The organism is Paucisalibacillus algeriensis (genome assembly GCF_000577245.1).
Taxonomy (GTDB): domain Bacteria; phylum Bacillota; class Bacilli; order Bacillales; family Amphibacillaceae; genus Ornithinibacillus.
Map to the genome: position 1 here is coordinate 371,322 of NZ_CBYO010000022.1, position 22,943 is coordinate 394,264.

At 35.2% G+C, this 22,943-nt stretch carries 31 protein-coding genes and 1 riboswitch; of the genes, 6 read left to right on the forward strand and 25 right to left on the reverse strand.

Translation table 11 applies throughout. The features are described from left to right. Positions 1 to 50 precede the first annotated feature (50 nt). Positions 51 to 380 (reverse strand): chaperone CsaA, encoded by a 330-nt coding sequence (gene csaA / locus TY11_RS17940; RefSeq protein ID WP_042149469.1) that lies wholly within the window; start codon positions 378 to 380, stop codon positions 51 to 53. Between the two features lie 229 nt (positions 381 to 609). Here csaA and pdxK point away from each other — a divergent pair, with 229 nt between their 5' ends. Beyond that, entirely contained in the window at positions 610 to 1,428 is an 819-nt protein-coding gene (gene pdxK / locus TY11_RS17945; RefSeq protein ID WP_042149472.1) for a pyridoxine/pyridoxal/pyridoxamine kinase, read from the forward strand. A gap of 325 nt (positions 1,429 to 1,753) precedes the next feature. Here pdxK and TY11_RS17950 read toward each other — a convergent pair whose 3' ends face one another. The 7 genes from TY11_RS17950 to TY11_RS17980 form a co-directional block, all read right to left on the reverse strand. Further along, complete coding sequence (locus TY11_RS17950) at positions 1,754 to 2,515, reverse strand: alpha/beta fold hydrolase (protein ID WP_042149475.1); 762 nt, start codon at positions 2,513 to 2,515, stop codon at positions 1,754 to 1,756. 221 nt (positions 2,516 to 2,736) lie between these two features. After that, positions 2,737 to 4,023, reverse strand: a complete 1,287-nt coding sequence (locus TY11_RS17955) for a nucleobase:cation symporter-2 family protein (RefSeq protein ID WP_042149477.1) — start codon at positions 4,021 to 4,023, stop codon at positions 2,737 to 2,739. Between the two features lie 3 nt (positions 4,024 to 4,026). Then, positions 4,027 to 4,602, reverse strand: a complete 576-nt coding sequence (locus tag TY11_RS20720) for a xanthine phosphoribosyltransferase (protein WP_042149480.1) — start codon at positions 4,600 to 4,602, stop codon at positions 4,027 to 4,029. A gap of 176 nt (positions 4,603 to 4,778) precedes the next feature. Further along, positions 4,779 to 4,880, reverse strand: a riboswitch (purine riboswitch). A gap of 116 nt (positions 4,881 to 4,996) precedes the next feature. Then, positions 4,997 to 5,863 carry an RNA polymerase sigma factor SigJ gene (gene sigJ, locus TY11_RS17965; RefSeq protein ID WP_052345889.1) on the reverse strand — a complete coding sequence of 289 codons (867 nt, stop codon included), beginning with the start codon at positions 5,861 to 5,863 and terminating at the stop codon, positions 4,997 to 4,999. Between the two features lie 32 nt (positions 5,864 to 5,895). Further along, positions 5,896 to 7,068: an NAD(P)/FAD-dependent oxidoreductase gene (locus TY11_RS17970; RefSeq protein WP_042149482.1), complete on the reverse strand. Its 1,173-nt coding sequence runs from the start codon at positions 7,066 to 7,068 to the stop codon at positions 5,896 to 5,898. 357 nt (positions 7,069 to 7,425) lie between these two features. Beyond that, positions 7,426 to 8,124 carry an SRPBCC domain-containing protein gene (locus TY11_RS17975; protein ID WP_042149485.1) on the reverse strand — a complete coding sequence of 233 codons (699 nt, stop codon included), beginning with the start codon at positions 8,122 to 8,124 and terminating at the stop codon, positions 7,426 to 7,428. A gap of 1 nt (position 8,125) precedes the next feature. Further along, a complete protein-coding gene (locus tag TY11_RS17980) occupies positions 8,126 to 8,437 on the reverse strand; it encodes a metalloregulator ArsR/SmtB family transcription factor (protein ID WP_042149487.1) in 312 nt (103 codons plus the stop codon). Positions 8,438 to 8,603: 166 nt separating this feature from the next. On the opposite strand from TY11_RS17980, the gene TY11_RS17985 reads away from it, so the two are divergent. Then, positions 8,604 to 9,038 (forward strand): DUF6376 family protein, encoded by a 435-nt coding sequence (locus TY11_RS17985; protein ID WP_042149490.1) that lies wholly within the window; start codon positions 8,604 to 8,606, stop codon positions 9,036 to 9,038. Between the two features lie 353 nt (positions 9,039 to 9,391). Further along, the gene (locus TY11_RS19920; RefSeq protein ID WP_052345890.1) at positions 9,392 to 9,952 is read left to right on the forward strand and encodes a DUF6241 domain-containing protein; all 561 of its coding nucleotides are present in this window, start codon (positions 9,392 to 9,394) and stop codon (positions 9,950 to 9,952) included. A gap of 153 nt (positions 9,953 to 10,105) precedes the next feature. Here TY11_RS19920 and TY11_RS17995 read toward each other — a convergent pair whose 3' ends face one another. The 6 genes from TY11_RS17995 to TY11_RS18020 all read right to left on the reverse strand — a co-directional run bounded on the left by TY11_RS17995 (position 10,106) and on the right by TY11_RS18020 (position 13,555). Further along, a complete protein-coding gene (locus tag TY11_RS17995; RefSeq protein ID WP_042149493.1) occupies positions 10,106 to 10,555 on the reverse strand; it encodes a DinB family protein in 450 nt (149 codons plus the stop codon). A 38-nt stretch (positions 10,556 to 10,593) separates the two neighbouring features. After that, positions 10,594 to 11,016, reverse strand: a complete 423-nt coding sequence (fosB, locus tag TY11_RS18000) for a metallothiol transferase FosB (RefSeq protein ID WP_042149496.1) — start codon at positions 11,014 to 11,016, stop codon at positions 10,594 to 10,596. Then, positions 11,017 to 11,484, reverse strand: coding sequence for a GNAT family N-acetyltransferase (locus tag TY11_RS18005; protein WP_042149498.1), 468 nt, complete (start codon positions 11,482 to 11,484; stop codon positions 11,017 to 11,019). A 17-nt stretch (positions 11,485 to 11,501) separates the two neighbouring features. Then, entirely contained in the window at positions 11,502 to 12,008 is a 507-nt protein-coding gene (locus TY11_RS18010) for a GNAT family N-acetyltransferase (protein ID WP_042149501.1), read from the reverse strand. A 289-nt stretch (positions 12,009 to 12,297) separates the two neighbouring features. Beyond that, positions 12,298 to 12,666 (reverse strand): YybH family protein, encoded by a 369-nt coding sequence (locus TY11_RS18015; protein WP_042149505.1) that lies wholly within the window; start codon positions 12,664 to 12,666, stop codon positions 12,298 to 12,300. A 16-nt stretch (positions 12,667 to 12,682) separates the two neighbouring features. After that, the gene (locus TY11_RS18020; protein WP_042149508.1) at positions 12,683 to 13,555 is read right to left on the reverse strand and encodes a TetR/AcrR family transcriptional regulator; all 873 of its coding nucleotides are present in this window, start codon (positions 13,553 to 13,555) and stop codon (positions 12,683 to 12,685) included. 163 nt (positions 13,556 to 13,718) lie between these two features. Here TY11_RS18020 and TY11_RS18025 point away from each other — a divergent pair, with 163 nt between their 5' ends. Further along, positions 13,719 to 15,224 carry a DHA2 family efflux MFS transporter permease subunit gene (locus TY11_RS18025; RefSeq protein ID WP_042149511.1) on the forward strand — a complete coding sequence of 502 codons (1,506 nt, stop codon included), beginning with the start codon at positions 13,719 to 13,721 and terminating at the stop codon, positions 15,222 to 15,224. A gap of 60 nt (positions 15,225 to 15,284) precedes the next feature. Here the strand turns inward: TY11_RS18025 and TY11_RS18030 are convergent, their stop codons facing one another. The 10 genes from TY11_RS18030 to TY11_RS18075 form a co-directional block, all read right to left on the reverse strand. Then, positions 15,285 to 15,827 carry a hypothetical protein gene (locus TY11_RS18030; protein WP_042149515.1) on the reverse strand — a complete coding sequence of 181 codons (543 nt, stop codon included), beginning with the start codon at positions 15,825 to 15,827 and terminating at the stop codon, positions 15,285 to 15,287. Positions 15,828 to 16,144: 317 nt separating this feature from the next. After that, positions 16,145 to 17,068, reverse strand: a complete 924-nt coding sequence (locus TY11_RS18035) for an aminoglycoside phosphotransferase family protein (RefSeq protein ID WP_042149518.1) — start codon at positions 17,066 to 17,068, stop codon at positions 16,145 to 16,147. 11 nt (positions 17,069 to 17,079) lie between these two features. Next, complete coding sequence (locus TY11_RS18040) at positions 17,080 to 17,568, reverse strand: NUDIX hydrolase (protein ID WP_042149522.1); 489 nt, start codon at positions 17,566 to 17,568, stop codon at positions 17,080 to 17,082. A gap of 20 nt (positions 17,569 to 17,588) precedes the next feature. Then, positions 17,589 to 18,110: a GNAT family N-acetyltransferase gene (locus TY11_RS18045; protein WP_042149525.1), complete on the reverse strand. Its 522-nt coding sequence runs from the start codon at positions 18,108 to 18,110 to the stop codon at positions 17,589 to 17,591. After that, positions 18,110 to 18,709, reverse strand: coding sequence for a zinc dependent phospholipase C family protein (locus TY11_RS18050; protein WP_042149528.1), 600 nt, complete (start codon positions 18,707 to 18,709; stop codon positions 18,110 to 18,112). The genes TY11_RS18045 and TY11_RS18050 overlap by 1 nt, the downstream gene beginning before the upstream one ends. A gap of 4 nt (positions 18,710 to 18,713) precedes the next feature. Next, positions 18,714 to 19,586: a hypothetical protein gene (locus TY11_RS18055; protein WP_042149531.1), complete on the reverse strand. Its 873-nt coding sequence runs from the start codon at positions 19,584 to 19,586 to the stop codon at positions 18,714 to 18,716. Between the two features lie 9 nt (positions 19,587 to 19,595). Continuing rightward, a complete protein-coding gene (locus TY11_RS18060) occupies positions 19,596 to 20,084 on the reverse strand; it encodes an HIT family protein (RefSeq protein ID WP_042150410.1) in 489 nt (162 codons plus the stop codon). 19 nt (positions 20,085 to 20,103) lie between these two features. Next, the gene (locus tag TY11_RS18065) at positions 20,104 to 20,508 is read right to left on the reverse strand and encodes a VOC family protein (RefSeq protein WP_042149533.1); all 405 of its coding nucleotides are present in this window, start codon (positions 20,506 to 20,508) and stop codon (positions 20,104 to 20,106) included. Positions 20,509 to 20,586: 78 nt separating this feature from the next. Next, a complete protein-coding gene (locus TY11_RS18070; RefSeq protein ID WP_042149536.1) occupies positions 20,587 to 20,883 on the reverse strand; it encodes a hypothetical protein in 297 nt (98 codons plus the stop codon). A gap of 122 nt (positions 20,884 to 21,005) precedes the next feature. Further along, positions 21,006 to 21,335, reverse strand: a complete 330-nt coding sequence (locus tag TY11_RS18075; RefSeq protein WP_042149539.1) for an HIT family protein — start codon at positions 21,333 to 21,335, stop codon at positions 21,006 to 21,008. 115 nt (positions 21,336 to 21,450) lie between these two features. Here TY11_RS18075 and TY11_RS20300 point away from each other — a divergent pair, with 115 nt between their 5' ends. Together TY11_RS20300 and TY11_RS18080 are read left to right on the forward strand one after the other, a co-directional pair. Further along, on the forward strand, positions 21,451 to 21,615 hold the full coding sequence (locus tag TY11_RS20300; protein ID WP_081755980.1) for a DUF4177 domain-containing protein: 165 nt from the start codon (positions 21,451 to 21,453) through the stop codon (positions 21,613 to 21,615). 83 nt (positions 21,616 to 21,698) lie between these two features. Further along, positions 21,699 to 22,127 (forward strand): DUF7878 domain-containing protein, encoded by a 429-nt coding sequence (locus TY11_RS18080; protein WP_052345891.1) that lies wholly within the window; start codon positions 21,699 to 21,701, stop codon positions 22,125 to 22,127. Between the two features lie 64 nt (positions 22,128 to 22,191). Here TY11_RS18080 and TY11_RS18085 read toward each other — a convergent pair whose 3' ends face one another. Beyond that, on the reverse strand, positions 22,192 to 22,941 hold the full coding sequence (locus TY11_RS18085) for a nucleoside phosphorylase (protein WP_042149542.1): 750 nt from the start codon (positions 22,939 to 22,941) through the stop codon (positions 22,192 to 22,194). Positions 22,942 to 22,943: the final 2 nt, after the last annotated feature.

The following is a 22,943-nucleotide window of genomic DNA, read 5'->3' on the forward strand; positions in this document are numbered from 1 at the left end:
TCTCCTTTGTAGAAAACAAGTATTACTTCATCTGTTGATGTCTATAATTTCTATGATATTTTTGTGCCATTCTCGACGGTCTCATCTGGGCTTAGTAAAACAACATCGTCTTCCCCAGGAATTCCTCCAAGGACAAGCACCTCCGATTTATATCCAGCAATTCTTCTAGGCGGAAAATTAACTACAGCTACAACTTGACGTCCAATCACTTTTTCTGGATTATAGCGCTTGGTGATTTGCGCCGATGATTGCATCACACCCAGTTCTCCAAAGTCAATTTCAAGTTTTATTGCTGGTTTTCTCGCTTCAGGAAAATCTTCTGCATTCACAACGGTGCCAATACGTAAATCAAGCTTCATAAAATCATCAATTGTCGCCATCCATTTTTACCCCCATAATTAATTCACCTCCAATGTCTTTTTCTACGTTAACATGGAGGCTATCCTAATTTTTTCAGTATCTTCTATTATTACTATTGTACAAGCTCTTATACTTTTGATAAAGTATTTTGTTAGGGGGAACCATAACCTCAAGCTTTACTTCTTTAATTTATAAAAAAATTGGTATATCCTAGTTAACGAGTAGGATTTATTTTAGGGGGTATTAGACATGACGATGAAAAAGGCATTAACCCTAGCAGGATCAGATACTAGTGGTGGAGCAGGAATCCAGGCAGACCTGAAAACATTCCAGGAGCACGGCGTATATGGTATGAATGCACTTACTTCTATCGTAACCATGAATCCAAATGGGTGGAATCATGATGTAACAACAATCGATGTTGGAGTTGTTGAGAAACAATTAGAGACCGCACTCTCCGTTGGTATCGATGCAATGAAGTCAGGTATGCTTGGAACTGTTGACGTCATTGAACTTGGTGCAAAGAAAATTAAAGAGCATAATATTGATAAATATGTACTAGACCCTGTAATGGTATGTAAAGGTGAAGATGAACTACTATTACCTGAGAATACAGATGCAATGAGAAAGGTATTGCTTCCAGTATCCCTTGTAACAACACCTAACCTATTTGAAGCATGGCAGCTTGCCGAGACTAAAGGTCCAATTAAAACAATTGAGGATATGAAGGAAGCAGCAGTGAAAATCCATGAATTAGGTGCGAAGAATGTTGTTATTAAAGGTGGACGAGCTATTCAACATGAAAAAGCAGTTGATTTATTCTATGACGGCAAAGACTTTACACTACTAGAAAGTGAAAAAGTAGATACAACATACAACCATGGTGCAGGATGTACATTCGCAGCAGCAATCACAGCTAACCTAGCAAACGGTGAGTCCGTAAAAGATGCTGTATCCAACGCGAAGAAGTTTGTATCTGCCGCAATTGAATATGGCTGGAAACTAAATGACTATGTTGGTCCAGTTATGCATGGTGCATATAATAAAATGAAGCTTTCTACTATGTAAGGTAAGACCCTAGCCAGATAAATATTAAGTCAAATTAAAAACAAACCCATTTACCTTTTAAGAGATTGAAGGGGATGGGTTTGTTTTTTAAATTTGTTGTTTATTTTGACTTGGAATTTGATTTAAAATGATGTACAGAGGCCAATATTCTTCTTATTAATCTGGAATTGTTAAAATGCGGTTTAGAAAGGTCCCTTATTCCTCATTTTGGAATGGAATTACGTATGAAATGGAGAATAGATACTTAACTTCATATCCATCTACACCCACACCAAAAGAAAAAAACCACAGTAATAAAACACACTGTGGTTAGCCAAAGGCTTTCTTACCTTAAAAATGAATCTACTAATTCAATAAATGCTTCTTTTTCCTCTACATTTGGAGCATGTCCTGAATTTTCAAAGACGACAAACTGGGCATTTGGAATATGCTCCGCAATTTCTCTACCATCTTCTGGTGGATTTAAGCCATCATGTCTCCCATTGATGACTAATGTGCTGGCTGTAACTTTATGTAATTCTGGTCGAAAATCAAATTCTGCTAAAGCATTTGCCGCAATTTCTTGTTGCTCGGCAGTTAGCCCTCCGGGAATACCTTGAAGCCATTTTCCGACTGTTTGTAAATCATGGAAGATATGTGAAGCTAACTGTCCCATTTGTTCCTCAAAAGTGAAACCTTCTAATTCATCCGCATGCTTTCCTAATAAACTATTAGATGGATCTTTAGCATGTGAATTCCCTGAAACAAGAATCATCTTATTTACTCGATCTGGTATTGTAATCGCTACCCCCTGAGCGACATAGGTACCCATCGACATACCAAAAAGGGTTGCTTTCTCAATGCCGAATTCATTCATAAAAGTAATAACATCTTGAACATGGTCATCAAGAGTATACGTTGATGGCTTGTCCGAATTACCATGTCCTCGAGAATCAATACCTATCACACGAAATCTGTCCTTAAAATAATCCATTTCTTGTTTAAGCATCAGATGATTACTAGTTAATCCATGAAGAAAAATAATCACTTCTCCATTTCCAGCATCCTCATAATACAGTTCTACTCCATTAACTAACGCTTTTGGCATACTTTAACCTCCAAATGAAATGATACCTTCATTATACCAAAGAGATGATTTTAGGGATGCTTGGAAGTGACATTAAGCGTAATATGTCAAGACCCATGTTTGTCCAAGATAGATTCTATGAAATAAGAAGAGGAGCAAATCACTTATGATTTACTCCTCTCTCTATCAACTTTCATATTCTTCAATGTAAACAAAACTACTATGAGATCTATTAATATCCCTTAAGCTTCTTTTTCTTGTAAAATGGCAACTGGTTGTTTCGTTGGTAACATATTAAATACAATATTTAATGCAATCGCCGTAATACTACCTGCCACAATACCATTACTTGTTAAAATTTGTACACCATTAGGAAGTTGGGCAAATAATTCTGGAACTACTGTTACACCTAAGCCCATACCAACAGAACAAGCAACAATCATAGAATTCCCATTAGACTTTCCGATTTCTTTACTAAGCATTTTTATCCCTTGTGAAACAACCATTCCAAACATAGCAATACAAGCCCCACCTAAAACAGAAGTAGGTATGATGGTTGTAAGTGCTGCAATTTTAGGAATGAAACCTAAAACTACTAACATACCACCTGCAATCATAATAACTTTTCTCGTTTTCACACCAGTAAGCTGAACCAAACCAACGTTTTGTGAAAAAGCTGTATATTGAAGTGCATTGAAAAAACCACCAATAAAAATTGCTAATCCTTCTGCACGATACCCTTTGGAAAGATCACCTTCAGAAAGTTTTCTATCAGTCATATCACTCAAAGCGAAATATACACCAGTAGACTCTACTAGGGAAACCATAGCAACAAGTGTTAGCGTTAAAATTGCAGACCATTCAAACGTTGGCATTCCAAAATAAAATAACTCTGGTAAACGAAAGTATGATGCCTCTCCTACTGCAGTGAAATCAACCTTACCCATGAATGTTGCAGCGATTGTACCTCCAACTAATCCAATTAAGATGGAGATAGAACGGATAAAACCCTTTGAAAAACGATATAACAAAATAATAAATAATAATGTACCAAAACCTAAAGTGATATTAGTTAAAGAACCAAAGTCACTTGCACCTTGGCCACCACCAAGGTCATTAATCGCAACTGGAATCAATGTAACCCCAATTATCGTAACAACAGTTCCTGTTACAATAGGTGGGAAGAAACGAACAAGCTTTCCAAAAAAACCACTAATTAGAACAACGATTAAACCAGAGACGATAATGGCACCATACATTGCGTTGATTCCGTACTCCCCTCCAATAGCAATCATCGGTCCAACAGCAGTAAACGTACAACCAAGCACAACCGGTAGTCCAATTCCGAAGAATCGATTCGAAGCAACCTGTAATAATGTCGCAATCCCACACATTAGAATATCAATTGCAACTAGATAAGTAAGCTGTTCGGCCGTTAAACCAAGCGCACCACCGATAATAAGTGGAACTAAAATAGCCCCTGCATACATAGCCAAAATATGTTGAATTCCTAGTGTAACATCTTTCATGTGTTATTCCTCCCGAAAGGTAATTTGATTATTTACTAAGGATTGTATAATTGCTAATGACTCTACACGTACTCCTTGTTCCCTAAGTAGGTCTCCGCCAGCCTGGAATCCTTTTTCAATCACTATTCCTACTCCAGCAAGTGCTCCAGAAGCTTGTTTAACAATTTCCATTAAACCACGAACAGCCTGACCATTCGCTAGAAAGTCATCCAAAATTAGAACAGTATCCTCTTCTTTGAGATATTCCTTCGATACGGAAATCTCATTTGTTTCCTTTTTTGTAAATGAATGTACCTTGGCAGTTAGCAGATCGTCTACTAATGTAAGGGATTTTCTTTTTCGTGCAAACACAACCGGAACACCTAATTCAAGCCCTGCCATAATGGCAGGTGGGATACCAGAAGACTCAATCGTAAGGATTTTTGTTATGCCTGATTCCTTAAATCTCTTTGCATATTCTTTTCCTATTTGCTTCATAAGTTCTGGATCAATCTGGTGATTTAAAAAAGCATCCACCTTTAAGACATCCTCGGACAATACCTTTCCCTTTTCCATAATGGCTTGTTTTAATAGTTTCATTGAATCCTACCTTTCCTATCAACATCAGTGAACCACTAGTATTTCAACACATGGCCACGATTAAAATATTTATCAAACAAAAAAAGCTCGAAAACATGCCCTTCCCTATGAAGAAGCATATTTTCGAGCCCAGATGGTTGTCGAAAATAGAATGAACTACACCTAAAAAGATGTAATGTCATTCCGATACTTTTCATAGTCAGCTCATTTACGGTAAACTGGTAGAAACTTGCAGGCCATATCCCCGCGATTATATGAAAATAGTATTGAATTGTTTTTTAGTATACCGATATATATGATTAAAATCAACCCTAAATCCGAATATAAAAAGATTCTGATAGTTAGATTGTATAGATTTGGCAAAATAAGGTCTATTTTCCATTGATAAATTTGCCTAATCAAGTTGCTTTCTTAACGTTTCAAGCTTATCAGGATTTCGAACAAAGTAAATATTTTTTATTCTATTCATATCCATGTTAAACAATGCTACTAGAATAATATCATTTTCTGTACGGACAATGATTCCCTCTTCAGCATTTACAGCTATTCTCTCCATTCGTGCATCCATTCCAAATTGAGGCAAGCGTTTTAATAATCCACCAAGGAACCTGAGTACCTTTTCTGGAGTTTGAATAGGATGAATAGCTGCAGGAACTTTACCGCCGCCATCCGAGTACACCGTTACATCTTCTGAAAGAAGTGAAAGAAGTTTTTCTACATTCTCTTCTTTAAGCGCAAAAAGTAATTCGCTCATCCAGTTGTTATCTGGATTGTTTCTAATAGTTTCATTTCCCCTAAGCTTCAAACTAGCCCTACTGAATATTTTTCTACAGTTAACCTCACTTTTATCTACAAAACTTGCAATTGTTCGGTAATTAAATGTGTAGGCTTCCTTTAATAGAAAAACCGCTCGTTCTACTGGCGTTAACTGTTCCATTAAAACAAGCATAGCGTAGGATAACAAATCATTCTCCACTACAATATTACTAATATCTTCCGAAACAATTACCGGTTCGGGCAACCAAGTCCCTACATAATGCTCCCTTCTCTTCCGGGCTGACTGTAAATAATCCAGGCATTGATTTGTCACCATCTTACAAAGATATGCTTTTGGCTTTTCTAACTTCTCTAAATCAACGTGATGAAGCTTAACAAAAACATCCTGAATAAGATCTTCTGAATCCACAGTAGTGCCTGTTAATTGATAGGCTAACGTGAAAAGTAATGGCTTGTATTGGTCGTACAGTTCATCAATATCCATACATCACACACTCTCGCTTCTCAGCTTTCTTTTTATTTTACCAAACTTGCAATGTCCCAAGTTATCTTTCTAATCCAATAGCCAATTTTCCCTGATAGATAAATATTTACTTTAGGTAAGTTGACCCAGACTAATCCTTGTTTTTCACCCAAGCCAAAGCAGTAGGTTGTTAGTGGGGTTTTGTGGACGGGAGTTCTTTTATAGAGAATATCAGCTTTCATGATTCTACCTAATCTTCTGGCTTGAATAGTTGCTTCTTTACAGGTCATTTGATCTTCCTTACCAGTCCTAGGGTCAACAATCCGTGCGCAGTCACCAATACTATACATCCCCTCCATCTCAACAACTCGGTAAGAATTATCTACGAAAATTCTACCATCTGTTGTCAAAGGAATATTCCATGTCGATAATATTGGGTTAGGGACTAATCCGGTTGTCCAAATACATAGACCGGATGGAATTTGCTGCCCACAATCTAATTCTACTATTCCATCAATTTCTTGTTTGGCCCTAGTATCATGAAGCACCTTTACTCCCAATTGAAAAAGTCTATCCTCTAGTTTTTCCCCCAATTTGGTGGGACCTTCCATGAATAATGATTTTTTAGAATTAATAAGAAATACGTTGATTTTCTTAGGGTTCAAACCTATATCTTCAGCCGTGTTTTTCATCTGCTCTGCCAATGCTGCAGAAGTTTCAATCCCACTTATTCCCGCTCCAATTATCGTAACAGTCATTAATTTTTCCTTTTCATCAGGACTAGTTGCGTTTAAGGCATGCTTTAAATTCTCATTCCATTTCTTATAAATGTATTCGGCATTGTCAGGGCTTGAAAGCGTTATGCCTCCATTATTGGAATTATCTCGGTGAAAACTACTACCAACAGCTATAACGACAGTATTAAAGATTAGTTTTTCTTCGCCCTTCCCGTTTTGAAATATGATAGTCTTTTCTTCCTTATTAATGCTCGTTACAGACCCTTGAATAATCTCTACACCAGAGGGAAAAATACGTTTCCAAGGTATTTTGATTCCTTCCTTTCCAACTACTGGTTTGAAAAGAAGTACCTTTCTAATATGATAAGGATTTGGATCTATTAATATGATTCGCAATGACTTTTTTCTTCCAACATTCTTCTGAATAGACTTTATTGCATGAATTCCTGCATATCCTCCGCCTATTACAACACAAGTAATTTTATTCATATTGAACAACTCCATTCCGCTATTACCAATAAAACGAAATAGTGAATGAAATTGTGACAAAAATCAAGGATAAGAGAGAAATCCTCTTATCCTTGATTTATAATTATTGATGTGAAAATGCCGCTTCGAGAGCTGCCGTGCAATTAGAGCTAGATCTGTTGTAGAAGCTAATAATGGTAGCGGAGATAGCCCAAGTGCTGAAATCACATCTATTAGGAGAATGGATAAGTATTAGGCTATCGACCGTATTATTGAAATTATTACGTATAATAGACTTTTGTAGCGATACTTTAGTAGGTTTTTCTAAAATAATGAACGAGAACCACCCATGCTATAGTTGTTTAATATCTAATACTTCTAATACGCAACTGGATATGGTTCTACCAGACATTTTATTTCCATTTCAGTCTTATCACGCAACACCCTTAATATCACAATTTCTTTAATATCCTTTAGATTTAATAATCTTTCAAAAGACTCATAACCATAGACCTTATTATGATCTAGATTGGTAATGATATCACCTGGCTGTAATCCAGCTTTATCAGCAGAAGTTCCTTCTTTAACGGTTAGAACCTCCGAACCGATACCTGCTTGGTCAGTAGTGTGCGTGATACCAATCCATGTTCTCCACAATTCTTCACGATTATCTAGTCCCAATTCATAGACACTTTTAAGGTTCTCTAAAAATTGTCCAGTGCCAAATAGCATATTTTCTTTTATTGAATCATTCATTTCCGCAATAAATGAAGCTTGGTATTCAATACTAACTTTTACTCCATTTTCAACTTCGTTTATTTCTGTAATCGTTCTAAAATCTCCATCGGATCCTTGCAATATAAAACGTTTCATTGGTTCAATTTCAGTATATACCCCTTCTGAAGTAGAACCCCATCCATGATTCATGTAACCTTTACCACCAACTCGGAAATCAATCATCGCTTCCTTCGTATACCACTTGTTTAAATGCTCTTCTTTTGTCAATGCGTCCCAAACCTTTTCAAGTGGGGCATTCACTACAACTTCTCGCTTAATGGATTCTTTAACTTTTGCCATTTCACTCTTCTCCCTTTTCCACATAATTTTTCAAGCTTTCTAGCTGATCATCCAGTAAATCTCCGATGGATTGAAGCATTTCTTTGTAGGCAATCTGAAGTGACTCTTGATTCAAGGAGTAAATTCGATACTTTCCCTGTATCGTTGCTGTAACGATCTCTTCCTCTAATAAGACATTTAAATGCTTCTTAATGGCTGGTTGAGAGATGTCAAAAGCCTCAACTATTTCTTTTTGTGTTAGATTTGCACTTTTCAGCATGTTAAGGATTTGTCGTCTTGTTGGATCTCCTAATGCACGATAAACATCAGACATAGTTACTCTCACCTCATTATATAACCATTTGGTTATATGTAATATAACAAGATTAAATGTATTCGTCAAGAAATTTTTGGTAAAAATATTAGACGTTCATGACAAGACATCCTGTTTCACACATGTTATGCTTGGGGCAAGGAATTTCTTATAAAGGAGATGCTATATGAAGAGAATAATTTTCTTACTACTGTTAACTACAGTCGTTTTTATTTCCGGTTGTGGAATATTAGAAGAAACACAAAATTCACTAAATTACGCGACAGAGACAACAGAATATTTGAATGAGATGAGCACTTATGGTGAAGAAGTTCAAACATTATTGAACGAGGGAAATGTTAACATTGCCGAGGTAGAGACTACCTTAACAGAATTGGAAGAAACTGTGGAGGAATTCAATAAAATTGAAGTTCCTGCCATAGCAGAAGGTATTCACACTGATATCTTAGCCAATAATGAAAAACTCCTTGATGTGATTAATCAAATACAAGAGAATGGTGAAATTGCAATTGACGAATTAAAGAATTCAGAAATATTTCAAACGATTGATAGCATCACCAACTTTATGAATCAAATCGAGCAGCTTGGTTTTGAATCTTAAATCTTGATAAGTTACACACTATAATTCACAACAAAAGGAGCCATTTATGCTCCTTTTTTATTGTTTTCTTCTTTTTTCACACGCACAAGTTTATATAATATGACTAGATTTATTAATGGAAAGTCTTACCGATAAGTTAATTTGTTCGGAGTTGATACCACTGTTGTTTATTGTAATTGTCCTTCTAGATTACGTTCATAAATCTAGCATTCTACCTCAGATCGATCACCTAATAAATCTAGTGAACATAATATTGCGAATATAGATTAATAATAGTAATATGATTGTAAAATGGTAGAAAAATTAAGAAGACAATAAATATTAAAAAAAGAAGAACAAGGGGATTACATATAATGTCTAAAAAAATTCTACTTCCGATAAGTATTATTGGCTCAATTATACTTGTGGGATTCATAGGATGGTCTTTTTATCAGGAGATAGGTACTGGATCAGAAGATGCATCATTAACAGAAGATGTCATCAATGAAAAAACAGATTCAAAAAGTAAAACGGACGTAAGAGAAGGTGTTAATCCATTTGGGGATGTTGTATCAAAAAATGGTTTAACTAGAAAAATAGTATTAGAGTATATTCATTATATGTCACACCAAAAAGTTGACGCTTATGCAAAATGGGGATTTTTTGAAATGACAGAGGAGCGTATTAACTGGTTGCATGATGCAGTAAGTAAGAATAATAATAAAATTGGACTAACTAAAGCGGAACTAGCAATAATAGACCGTTGGGCGGAGGGTGACTTTACTAATATTGTATATGATCATAACTTAGTACATAAAGAAGCCTCATCGGAAAGAGTGGCAGTAGATGGTGGAGTAGCTACAGGTGTATTAAGTTCAGAGGAAGAACAGGCCTATATAGAAAACACCACAGAAATGGACGAAATAAGAAATTAAAAGGTTCTAATATGGAAGGTAAGCTAATCAAAATATAAACTAAAACTAAACTTATCAACAACGATTTTAGGTTCATTCATTCACTCAAAAACCGTTGTTGAAGTGGAATTGCCAGGGTAACTTTAAGTACACAATCAATCACAGATTCATGAGCTATCTATTTAACTTCATATTAATTTGTTTCAAATGATGTTGATCGTGTTTTAAAAAAATAGTTGTAAAACTTTCACTTGAATACTGACGCTTGCCTTTTCCTATCAAGAATCTAGTATCCTCAGGAATAGCAGCTAGGCTATCCACTAATTGTCTTCTAGTTTCAACAAAAAGATTTACGATAAAATCCACTGATTTATTGCGAAGATAATGGATTCCTTCTGCATTGTGTCTGTCATGATCAGGGAACTCTGGTAACTTTTCACCGTCACTCATTTTAGGTACCATTTCTTCTAAGTTATACTTGTCCCAATAATATAGGTGTACAACTATGTCACGGATTGACCACTTTCCTTCACGAATTGGTTCTGTTAAGCGAGAATCTTCAATTTCATTAAGGCTATTAATTTCTTCTGTTGTTTTAATAAATTGATTTAACGTTTTATTCACCTGCTACTCCCCCCAAGCTAGATTCACCATAGAATCCCTCAATCAAAAAATTCCATATGTGGTTTAGTTTCCTTATAATATCGCAATCGATCGGTTAAAGTCCCTGTATGAAACTCAAACTTATGTCCGTCCGGATCCAGAAAATATATCGATTGTTTATCCCGAATATCCCGCTCTCTACCTGATAATATTGTTACACCTAACCCCTGTAACTTACTAACGTACCCTTCGAAATCATTCTCATCTACAGTAAAAGCTATATGCGTATAAGATCTATGTATCTCGCTTCGTGGAATATCCTTTTCCTCATTTAATGCTAGCCACAACCCATTTAAATCAAAGTAAGCCGTTCTTTTTCCCTTCACCAATTGCTTTGCATCAAAAACCTTAATATAGAACTCAATAGATTCCTCTAGATTAGAAACAGAGAACAACAAATGATTAATTCCGCCTAATTTCATTCAATCTTCCTTTACCATCACAATAAACTTCATATCTTTACGTAGGAACGCTTGTTTTTTCACAAAATTAAACTTTTCATAAAGATGGATTGCCCGTTTATTAAAATCTGCGACTGTTAATCTGATGCATCCATCATATTCATGTTGAATTTTTTCCAAAATATAGTGTAAGAACTTGGACCCTAATCCATTACCAGTTAGATCCGGTCTCATACCTAATCCAATATCGATACAATCATCTTTATATGCACCAAATTCATGTCCAGCCGGGACTTGCGCATCTTTTCCCGTACAAAAGAATCCAACCACTTTTTCATCAGAAAGAATTGCCTTGTACGAATGACGAGTTAATTCCAGGATTGCTTCACCTGAAAGGACATTATTATATAAATCATATGGCGATTCATATTTCCATCCAAGAATTTCTATCGCATACTCATCGGTCATTTTTCTAGTTGAAAGTTCCAATTGCTCCCCCACTTTCGTTATGAGTCTAATGATAAGGACATGTATACCTCATCCAAATAGACATTTTTTACTTTTAATGCTTTTTCTTCCACACCGTAACTTTCAAAACCAAATTGTTGGTAAAGTCCTTTGGCATCGTGATTAATGGAAACAACTGACAAATTAATCTTAGTAATTCCTTCTATTTCACGAGCTTGTGTAATTGCAGCATCAAGAAGTGCTTTTCCCACTCCATTACCCCTTTGCTCCGGAGTTACATACATAGCAAATATGTTTGCTTTATGTTTTAGCTTTTCCTTTGTTTCAGGTAGTAATGTCACCATTCCAATTAACTTCTCATTTTCAAAAGCTCCAAAATTATAGTGATTAACTTGTCCAAAAGATTTTACATATTGTTCAACTGGATTTGGTTTACTGATAACCTCTTCATAACTTGTTGCAAAAGCTTCCGGATTTTTTTTCAGTGCTTCTACACGTAGTTCAAAATATTGCTTTGCATCAGATGGTTCTAGCAGTCGAATCATTATTCTCACTCCCAAAAACAATTCCTAATCTAGTATTCTAGCTAATACGTAAGAAATCCTTCTAATGTTTCAATAATGTCGAAAAATAACATATCATCAATCATCTAATTGCATAAAATATTTTAGAAGGACAGGCCATGAATACGAGGAAACACAAAAAATCAGAGGAGAGATTTAACACGAAAGCCGCATCACTCGATACGGCTAACCTTTTAATATATACATTAAATGTAGAATGAAGATGGGATTCGAACCCAAACAGGCTTTACCAACCCTAAACTATATTATATTACTTTAAAGCACTCAAATGTTCATGAACTAACTTCCACGTTCCGTCTTCTTTCTTAATAAAAACATTCGTAGCTCTTCCGCTTCCCTGTACAAACTTACCCTCATAATATCCTTCATATCGATAAGTATAAATACAAGTAGCTGTGTTCTCTTCCTTTACTAGCCACCGGACATTAGTTGCTTGATAAACTTCATCTTTAATGGTTTCCCAGGCATTCTCAAAGTACTGCCCAATTTCATCAAGTGATTCACAAGTCTTATTTGAAAACCAATATACTGCTTTTTCATCTAAAAAATTTCTTACATTACGAAAATCATGTGTATTTGTCGCAGCAATATAATCTGATAAAGCTTTCTCATAGTCCATTGAAATCCCTCCTACATTAGATATTTTTATAATACTTTTCTGTTATCTGCACCAGTTGTCTAATTTCATGTTCCAGGATTGTTTCCTCAAACATATTGGTTAAGGATAAAATAATACTTTCAATTAAAAATTTCCGTGGAGTATCTGTTTGAATTTCTTCCTTAAGAAACCTTAAATAGTCGAGCTGCTCCAACTCAACTTTATCTAATAATCTATCTATTTTATTTACTATCCTTGAAAGTAATTCCTTTGTTGAAATCTCGTCTAAATCTAATCCAAACCAATCCCTTGCAAAGAACTTTTCACCAGATTGGATTTGTTCATCGATTATAGGTTTCAAACGATTTAGGATAAAACGTATAACTTTCTCTGTTTCAAATTCCTCATCTGTTTCCATCTTCCATACATACATAAAATGTTGGAACATCCCGAGAAACATGACTGCATGGTCCAAGGCATAATCCCAATATTCTGGAGAATAAATTTCACATATCCGATTAGCAATCCATTGCACTTCATCCCGATACTGATCTTCCAGAAATGTTTCTATATCTGGCTCATTCAAATGCATTATGGATTCAAATAAAATTAGCATATTATACTTTCTATTCATATTAGATCTTACTGCAATTTGATGTATAAACACATCTTCATCTTTAATTGATTTACCTAGGGAAAGCTCGATTCGTTTTTGGTTGCCCTCTTCTTGCACACTTTCCAAAATCGCTAATAAGCATTCATTCTTTGATACAAAATAATTATAGAACGTCCCTTTTGAGATGTTTGCGTCATTTACAATATCTTGAATCGATGTTGCATAAAATCCCTTTTCAATAAACAAACGATGTGCAGCGTCTATTATCTTCTTTTTCCGTATATTAACATTCATCATAATCACCTTAATAGAACAATAGTATAATTCATTTTACCACCCATTTCCTCTTTAAATCAACATTTCAAAAAAACGGAAAATTAAACGTTGCAATAATTATACTATCGGTATAAAATACTAAAGTGCTTTACTATGTTAACAGAAAGTAGGATGGATACTTATGTCTGAAAATATATCTCCACAACAAAAAGCTCCTTATGGGGTCATCGCTATATTATTTGTAGGTGCCTTTGTAGCGATCTTAAATGAAACCTTTCTTAATGTTGCACTACCATCTATTATGACGGAGTTCCAAGTAAGCCCAGCAAAAGTTCAATGGTTAGCAACTGGGTATATGCTTGTGAACGGAATACTGATTCCAGCTAGTGCTTTTTTCATTCAAAGATTTACGAATCGAAGTATTTTCATTACCGCTATGGGTCTGTTTACGTTAGGAACACTCCTAGCTAGTATTTCCCCAACATTTGGAGTACTCTTTATAGCAAGATTAATTCAAGCATCTGGTTCCGCCATTATGATGCCACTTTTAATGAATGTCATGCTTGTTGCCTTTCCAATTGAAAAACGTGGGCAAGTAATGGGATTCTTTGGTCTCGTTATGATTGTTGCACCTGCACTTGGACCGACTTTATCCGGATTTATAGTGGAACATTTTAGTTGGAGAATGTTATTTAATGTTGTCTTACCGTTTTCTATCTTGTCTTTATTTTACGCCATTTTCCGACTTAAGAACTTTACACCTCAAAATAAAATTAAATTAGATGTTCTCTCGATCATTCTATCAAGTATTGGTTTTGGAGGACTTTTATATGGATTTAGTTCTGCCGGAGAGATGGGATGGAGTAATCCTTCAGTTTATGGAACTGTTATTCTTGGTACAATTGGACTTGTATTACTTATACTTCGTCAATTCCGTATCAAAGAACCACTACTTGAATTTAGGATATTTAAATATCCAATGTTTGCACTATCGTCAGCTATATCGATTACGATATCTCTTGCCTTGTTCTCAGGGATGATATTGATTCCACTTTACATCCAAACAGTTCGTGGATTTTCTCCAACTGAAGCTGGTTTACTAATGCTTCCTGGAGCTCTTGTAATGGGGATTATGTCACCTATTTCAGGTAGACTTTTCGATAAACATGGAGCAAAGAATATGGCCATAATTGGGCTAATCATTATGACTGTAACAACGTTTTTATTCAGTAAGTTGTCTATGACTACGCCTTATTTGTTAGTTGCACTTGTATTCTCGGTGCGTGCATTTGGAATGTCCTTGGTAAATATGCCAGTCATGACAAATGGTTTGAACCAATTACCGGTGAAAGATTATCCGCATGGAACAGCAATGAATAACACCTTATCACAAGTAGCTGGTGCAATTGGGTCTGCTTTAATGGTTACCGTCATGAATAGCCGAATGGAAGCTAGGCTTACTGAAATAAGTAAAGAACCTATTGACATGAGCTTAATTGATTCGAATTCTTCGTTAGATATTCCAAAACAGCTTGAAGACCTTGCTATGTTAAATGGTATCAACTTTTCATTCTTTGTTTCAGCACTAATTATTGTTATTGCATTGATACTCGCATTTTTCATTAAACGAGTACCAATAGATCAGTCAGATCCAAAATTAGATCTAACAAAAACCCCCAATAAATAAGATTGAAAAATACCCTTTGCATGGAATTGCAAAGGGTATTCTATATTTTACTTTCTCTAATTAATTATAACTAAACAATACATTTCCTTCATTATCTATTACGTCAAAAGTCAGCTTATAGGAATCTGTTACCTCATTGGATAAAACATCAACAAAAACATGCTTTTTATTAATATTTACAAGATTTTCAACGATCATTTCTTGTCCATCATGAACCTTATAGGCAATTTGTTTTGCTCTTGGATAATGAAAAACACCGCCCCATACTATATTTAGTGGAGTATCTGTACTATTGCCAATTGTATCTAGTTGAATAAATTCCGACTTTTTACCGATATCTACTATCATTGAATAATCATTTGTTGTGTCTAATACATACCGATTGAAGCCATTCTTTTCATACGAACTTCGACAAATAATAAAATTATTCTTATCATCTTTCGTCAAAAGAATAACTACCCCTACCTCATCGTTGTGATACAAGATTTCTGGTTTGTCATATTTACCATATTCACTACTAATAGCATCTTGAAGGGTTTGAGATGAACAACCCGATGAAAAAACTACAGCAGCAACCACTAAGATCGACAGTAACTTTCTCATTTTCTCCTCCCATAAAAGAGCATGATTCGCCCGTCATTCTCTATTTATACAACTATGTTACGTTAAATTACTAACCTGGAACTTTACGAAGATTGGAACATATGTATTTTTTAGAGTTGCGATTTTCTTCTCTTATATATAGACGATTGAGGGAGCCAAAAGGTTTCAAATAATTGGAAAATAGTTACTAATGTCATGTTTAAATTCATTCTGTGCCAACTATCTCAATGATTTATCCTGTTTGTTTATTTATTTTTAAGTGATCTTGATGTTCGTCACTGCTCTTTAATGAATCATAGAATAATTCTCTATTATCCTTAATCTATCGTATAGTCCGAACCATCTAGCAGGACTTGTATTAAGCTACGAAACAAATCTTGTTGACCGGGATTTCGCCAATCCTCTTCATATTCAGCCATTAACCACATAACTTCATCGAGAAAGACATGCCTCTTTGCTTTCTCCCAAAATACTTTTTCCTTTTCTGTTAATGTAACAAACATTGTATATCCTGAAAGAAACTGTTTCCACTCCATTAACGTGAATACACGTGCTGGAGCACTTTTATGTTCATTATGGAAAAGTAATAATGCCAATGCAAGGTCAAAAATTCTTGGTATCCATGTTGCATTATCCGGATCAACTAAATATGGTTCTGGTGTCAAAATCAAATTATTAGCCTTAAAATCATGAGGGGTAGCGACTTGTGGTAAATCTGCATGTTGGAGTTCCTTTTGAAGTGCTACACTCTCTAGCAATGCTTCGTTTAATCGTTCTGTATCAATCCCTACCCCAGCATTATTAGCATGTTGGGATATTGCTTCCATACTCTCATTTACCTCATCTTGATTAAAATCATAAACATCGTAGTCAAGTAGATTGTAAGTATTGGAGTTTGGGGATAGACGATGAATCTTCCCAAGTAATTGACCCGCTTCGAAAATCTCCTTGTTTTTGCCTGAATATACGTTTCCTTTGATAAAGGGGTACACAACAAAACTGGTATCTTCTATTTGTTGTGGGTTTTCGACATTTAATTTCACCGGGGTCACTACGTTTATTCCATTGTCTTTCAACATCTTTGTATAAGACATTACAGTTTCTGCTCTTCTTTGTGTTCGTTTCACAATTACATCTTGATCGCCATTTTTCACCCGGTAGACAGGTGAAAATGGATATATACTCTCTGGTTCTTTCGTTACGTTAAAACCAAATTTACTTAGAAGATCAATTCCATTCATAACTATTCCCCTTACTTTATTTCATCTAAAGCATTTAGTTCTTTCCTTTCAAAATGCTCCACCTGCTTATCTTTATAAACAAAATGATAATCATAAATCTGATCACCTTGTATCATTTCTTTCAAAAAGTATTGCAGATTCGCAACTCCTGTATTTTCCGGGTGTAAAATCCAATCTACTTTCTTCCAATCTAATATTCCCTCATCGGTTTTAATTGGCGTGTTATAGTCGAAATAACCTGGGATCTCTGCTACAAACGCATACATTCCATTATAATAATGACCATCAACATTCCATGTCACAGTTCCTTTGTAAGCAATATTTTGCAGTTGTATGCCTGTTTCCTCACGTATTTCTCTTATAATACAATCTCTCGGTGACTCATCATATTCCAGCTTTCCTCCAACACCATTCCAACTCCCCATCCAGGAGGGAGATTCTCTATTTAATAAAAGGATTTCATTCCTACGCAGAATAAAGGCTATTGTATATGTTAACATCAATTTTTAACTCCTACTGTTTAAGGTATTAGCTTTTTCCCCATGATGACATATGGATCTTTAGAATCTCCGGGTTTAAAGTTCTCCTCTAAAATTTCCCAGTTTAACTTTTTATATAAATTCCTAGCAGAGATATTGTTCATTTGGGTAGTTAATACTGCCGTTTTATTTTGAATATCTTCCAGTAAATTTGCTGCAAGTTCTTGTCCTTTATATTTCCTTCTTTGGTTAGGGTGTACGACGAGTTCAACAAATTCGAAGCAATCATCCAGCCACCAGTCTTGGTTAGATTTTGATAGTGCCTTTCGTAATTGTTCATGATAATACTGACCAGGTTTAGATGTATAACCGTATGCGAAGCCGATAGCATCATCATCATCATCATCATCATTAAGTGCTACAACTGTCTTGAATCCAGGGTAGTTGGCATGGCGTTTTAAACGTTCTGCAAAGTCAACAGAATGTTCGCCCCATACCTCACTATATAAAAGTACAATTTCGCTAAGTTTAGATTGTAATAAAGAAATATATTTATATTCCATTATTTGATACCTATTTCCTGAAGTTTTAGCAATCCACGTTCAATGCATGTCTCTACGTAACCCACAATTTGAAAAAAAGTAAAGACTTGAAGTTCTTCCTCAAGATCCTCTTTTGAATAATTCATATCCTCTTTAACATAAGGAAAAAATGCTTTAACATCCTCTACTTTTACCTCATCTAAATCATGAACTTGGTCAAAGTTCAAGCTATCAAGAATGCTAGCGTCAATTTGGTAATGATGAAGTAATTTAGCATTTAAAAGTCTGAAATCTCCATGATATCTTTTGTAAAGTGTATCGTCCACATCCATTCTATTTTTTAACCAACCTTGATAAAAGCCCTTCAACCAGACATAATCTGCGATAAGATGCGTGTAGTACCCTAAAATGTAATCTGTCTTTGGATATTTATTCAGAAACTTTTCAAATTCTACAGTTGTCGTATAGTCTTTCTCATGTCCGATGAAGAAATGTGACTTCCCTTTCGGATAAACTGCATCTGGTGCAACACCACCAATGAAAAATGCATTCTTATCCTGTACTGTTATTTTTTCTGCTATATGTTTCGCAATAATTAAATGCATGATCCTCGATCCCATTTTGTTAACTCCTTTGTTTTTTTTGATAAGTAATCCAAACTGGACTCTTTGGAAAGCCAAAATGGTTTAGTACTTCCAACGCATATGGATCGGTAGTATCAAATTCCCCTTCCAACTTTTTATATCCTTTTCTTTTACCATATTCGATTTGGCTTGAAACCAATAGATTAATAGTTTCGATTTCTGACCTATCTCTAGTCCCTTTCCAGCCAAATTCAACTGTCCCGTTACTTTCTGATGCATGTAGTAATGAGTAAGAAATAATTTCTTCTTTTTTATCTACTAACACATAACTTCCTTGTCGAATTAAATCCTCAGCAAAAATCAAACCTTTCCACCTATCTAATTCGAACTCAGCAACAGGGTTTACTAAATGAGTCTCTTCATATATTCTCTTGACAAGTCTTACTAGTTGTTCCATTTGACCAGGAAGAATATCTTCCAATGTTCTTATTTCGAAATTAGTAGGTTCCCTAGACGTAATTCCTTGGTAAGGAAGATGAATAGTTGGTAAGTATGTTTTGCGAATAAGATCAAAATTCTTCTCCCGATAGTAATTGTCGAGAAAGGAGTTTTCATGAACCCCTGTTTGAAGTGGATAATCCTCTTCCTTTAAGTTTTCTTCTAACTTTTCCATTAATTCCCCAATACATGTCGTGTGGTTAGGATGATGAATAACATCAAAATAAGTACAAAATGGATGAAAGCTACTTTTCCATGACACTAGGAACCCAATCATTTCTGTTTGATGATAAGATGTAAAAGCACATATACAGTTTGCTTTTTCGGCAATATAGATGGCATCTTTGTCCTCGTCTATAATGGAAATGAGCTTTTTTAATTTTTCTTTATCTGCTATTGTATATTTCTTAATCATTTATTTCCCTCAATCTTCTTTTAATGCTCTTGCTAAAGCATGAATAGCTTCCTTTACTTCCTGAATATTTCCATTGCTATTCAAATTTTCTCTTGCATGGAGAAGTACCGGTCTAACCGATTCAACCGACCGACCAAACTCATACATCCACTCGTATCTTGGGACCATCCAAGTATGGAAATGGTGTGTTGTATCTTCATTGTAAAAATAATAAACATACTCAACTCCCAATACTTCCCGCTGTTTCCTACGAATCTTAGTTAGAATATCTATGTAATCTAGTTTTTCTTCTCGCGTTAATTCATCGAAACTTGTAATGTGCCTCTTAGACGCTAATATAACCAACCCTTTTATCGGATAGGCTACATCTTGGTGAGCATGGAAATATTCCGTTTCAACTACCACTCCACCCTCAGGTTCAATAATTCCATCTACAATTGCACAACTAAGACATTCTACTTCTATAGTATTACCGTTCGATAATGTAATTTTTCTAATTAGACTCACCCCTAAGAATTTAAATCCCTTCCGTGTTCATCAAAACAACTCGCCATCCATCCGGATCCTCTATGGTGACACCCTTTTCCTCCCAATAACCATTCTCAGGTTCAACTTCTGGGTATCCCATTTGATTTAGCCTCGCTTTTATGTTTAGGATTTCATCCTGATTTGGTATATAGAAAACTAACAAGTTGTCTTTTGTTGGTGCAGGGCATGGAGAACCATCTACATGCTTTGTGAATTCGAGATGGTACGGTGCATCTGGTAAACCATAGATAACTCCTGTATATCCCCGATGACCCGTAAAATCGGTTAATCTTTTTAATCCTAGTCCATGCTCATAGAAAATTATTACTTCATCATATTTATCAGTTGGTCTAGCAATTCGGACTTGAACTGCTGAAAAGTTGTTAAAATCCATGGATTACTACCCCCGTTATTCTCGTTTATCAGCGGATACAGGTTGCCAATAAAATATGTAGAAAATCACTCTCAAATCTTATTCTATTATTTTCTCTAATAGTGCGCGTTGCACTGGTATACCAGCAATAGGGTGATTTATTTCTTGAAACATATACTCCACATCATTAATAATAAAATTCGCGTCCCCTTTATACCTTACATTCATTCCTCTTTTTTCTAGTTCATCTTTAACTGCCAAAATAAAATCATTACGGTCCGAATACCGATCATCTAATTCAATTCTAATAACTCCATCCCGGTATCCAAATAAGCGAAAAAACCATAAACCTAGTAAAACTACTACTATAATCCCAATAACAACAAGAATTTCCATTTCGTCACCCCTTTGATGAAAATATTTTGTTATTGTAGAGAAAAAAATACCAACTCCCAGATTTTACTGTCTCCCAATCATCTTTTCTATACCAGTTGTTTAAATCAAGATAACTTCCAGTATTATGCTCTTTTATCACCAGAAACGATGTGCCAATGTAAATGTTTCGACTCCTGATAGCGTCCTAGATTGGTTATCACTCTACATGCCCCATAGTTTTCCTCAACATCTGCTGCTACCTTTTGAATAACCTCTATTAATTCAAACAATATCCCCTGGTCTTTATCATCAATATTTGTTAAAGACGGGATGTGTTTTTTAGGAATGGCAACTATATGTACTTGATAATATGGACGTGTGTGATAGTATGCTAGGACATTTTTAGTTTCATAGACTTTTTCTACTTCAGTTTTTCCACTTAATACTTCATCACAATAAAAATCGTTTGTCACAACAATCTCCTCCCACTATAAAAATATAAATATTACAAACATTATAACACCTAATATGATACGATAAAGTGAAAAAGGATTTTTCCAAGGGGGTTAATGATGGATAAGTGGGAGTATGGTAGAGAACTGGACAATGCCTATTGATACTACGAATCGAGAAGAATTTGAAAAAGAATTAAACGAATATGGTCTAGATGGTTGGGAATTAGTCACATTATTTCCCAAAATGGGAGTAGCCGATGGTTTTCAAGTAGTAAACCAATTGATATTTAAGAGATAGATTGAAGTTATTAACGATAGATAATGTGGAGTTCTTATAAGAAGACGTATGCAAAAGAACTTCATCGAATCTAGAGGTGATTTATGGACATTAAGTTTACGTTTGTTTTAAACTCTGATAAACCTTATGAAAATGAAACAGCATACAAAAACGGCTTTATTGAAGGTCAATTTAAGATACTAATTAATGAAAGGGTATTTTTTGATGACCCATACATCAATGTGGTAGAGTTGGGAATTCAATTAGGGGAGTGGCTTAGAAAAGTTCAAAAAGGAAATAGAACTAATATGAATTATGAGACTATTGACCATGACGAGGTAATTCTTAACTTCTTTTATGAGAATGATGACAAATGGCGCATTTTTTCCATTTGGCAGAATTTCGTGTTTCCAGAATCCTTTACTACTACGACATTAGGTGAGGCTATTAAAGAATATTTACGTGAATTAAACAAGGAACTTCACAGAATCCATTATGTTGTCAAACTTGATAAGTATCTCAAATACATCTGAAATTAGTAGGGAAATCTAGTTATATATAGGTTTCCCTACAATTTCGACAAAAATTCAACAAAACCTACTCATCTAAAGAAGCCAAAAACAACGCCAACTCCCGAATTCTTCTATCTGTGTCATCCATTAAGTTATCCAGTTCCTCTGGCCTAGAATAAAAGGTTTCTCCCTGTATGATGTGATCGGATAAGTTTAGTAGTCCAATTGCATTTCGATTGTAATACTTGGCAATGGCAAAGGTCGTAGCTGTTTCCATATCAACCCCAAGGTGACCTTCTTCTGACCAGCTTTTAACGATTTCCGTAGTTTCCATATACATCGCACTCGTCGACATAACAGTTCCTGTAACATATCGATAACCTTTTTCCTCACAAAAGCTTATCGCAGCACTCACTAGCTTTTGGTTAGCATGAACCAATGTATGCCTTGGTAAATACCACTGTGATACCCCGTCTTCCATATATGCACCGGTTACAATCAAAATATCACCATATTCTACATCGTGGGACAACCCTCCGAAATAGCCAGTTTGTATGAATTTATCTGTGCCAAGTATGGCATATCGGTGCGCAGTAATTGCAGCAGAAGGACCACCAAACACATTGGAAAAACCAATCCTTTTTCCATTAATATTTCCAATGACCGTGTTCCAGTCAGATGCCCACTGTTCTTCTGTTAGTATGCTTTTCCAACGCTCCAAATTTTCTTGATGCTCCCATTCTCCATGTAGGATGAATGAGTTTGGTATGCTTTGTTCCGAAATCTTTAGGGCTTGCATCCAATCTTCTTTTTTGAAGTCACCATATAATTTCATGT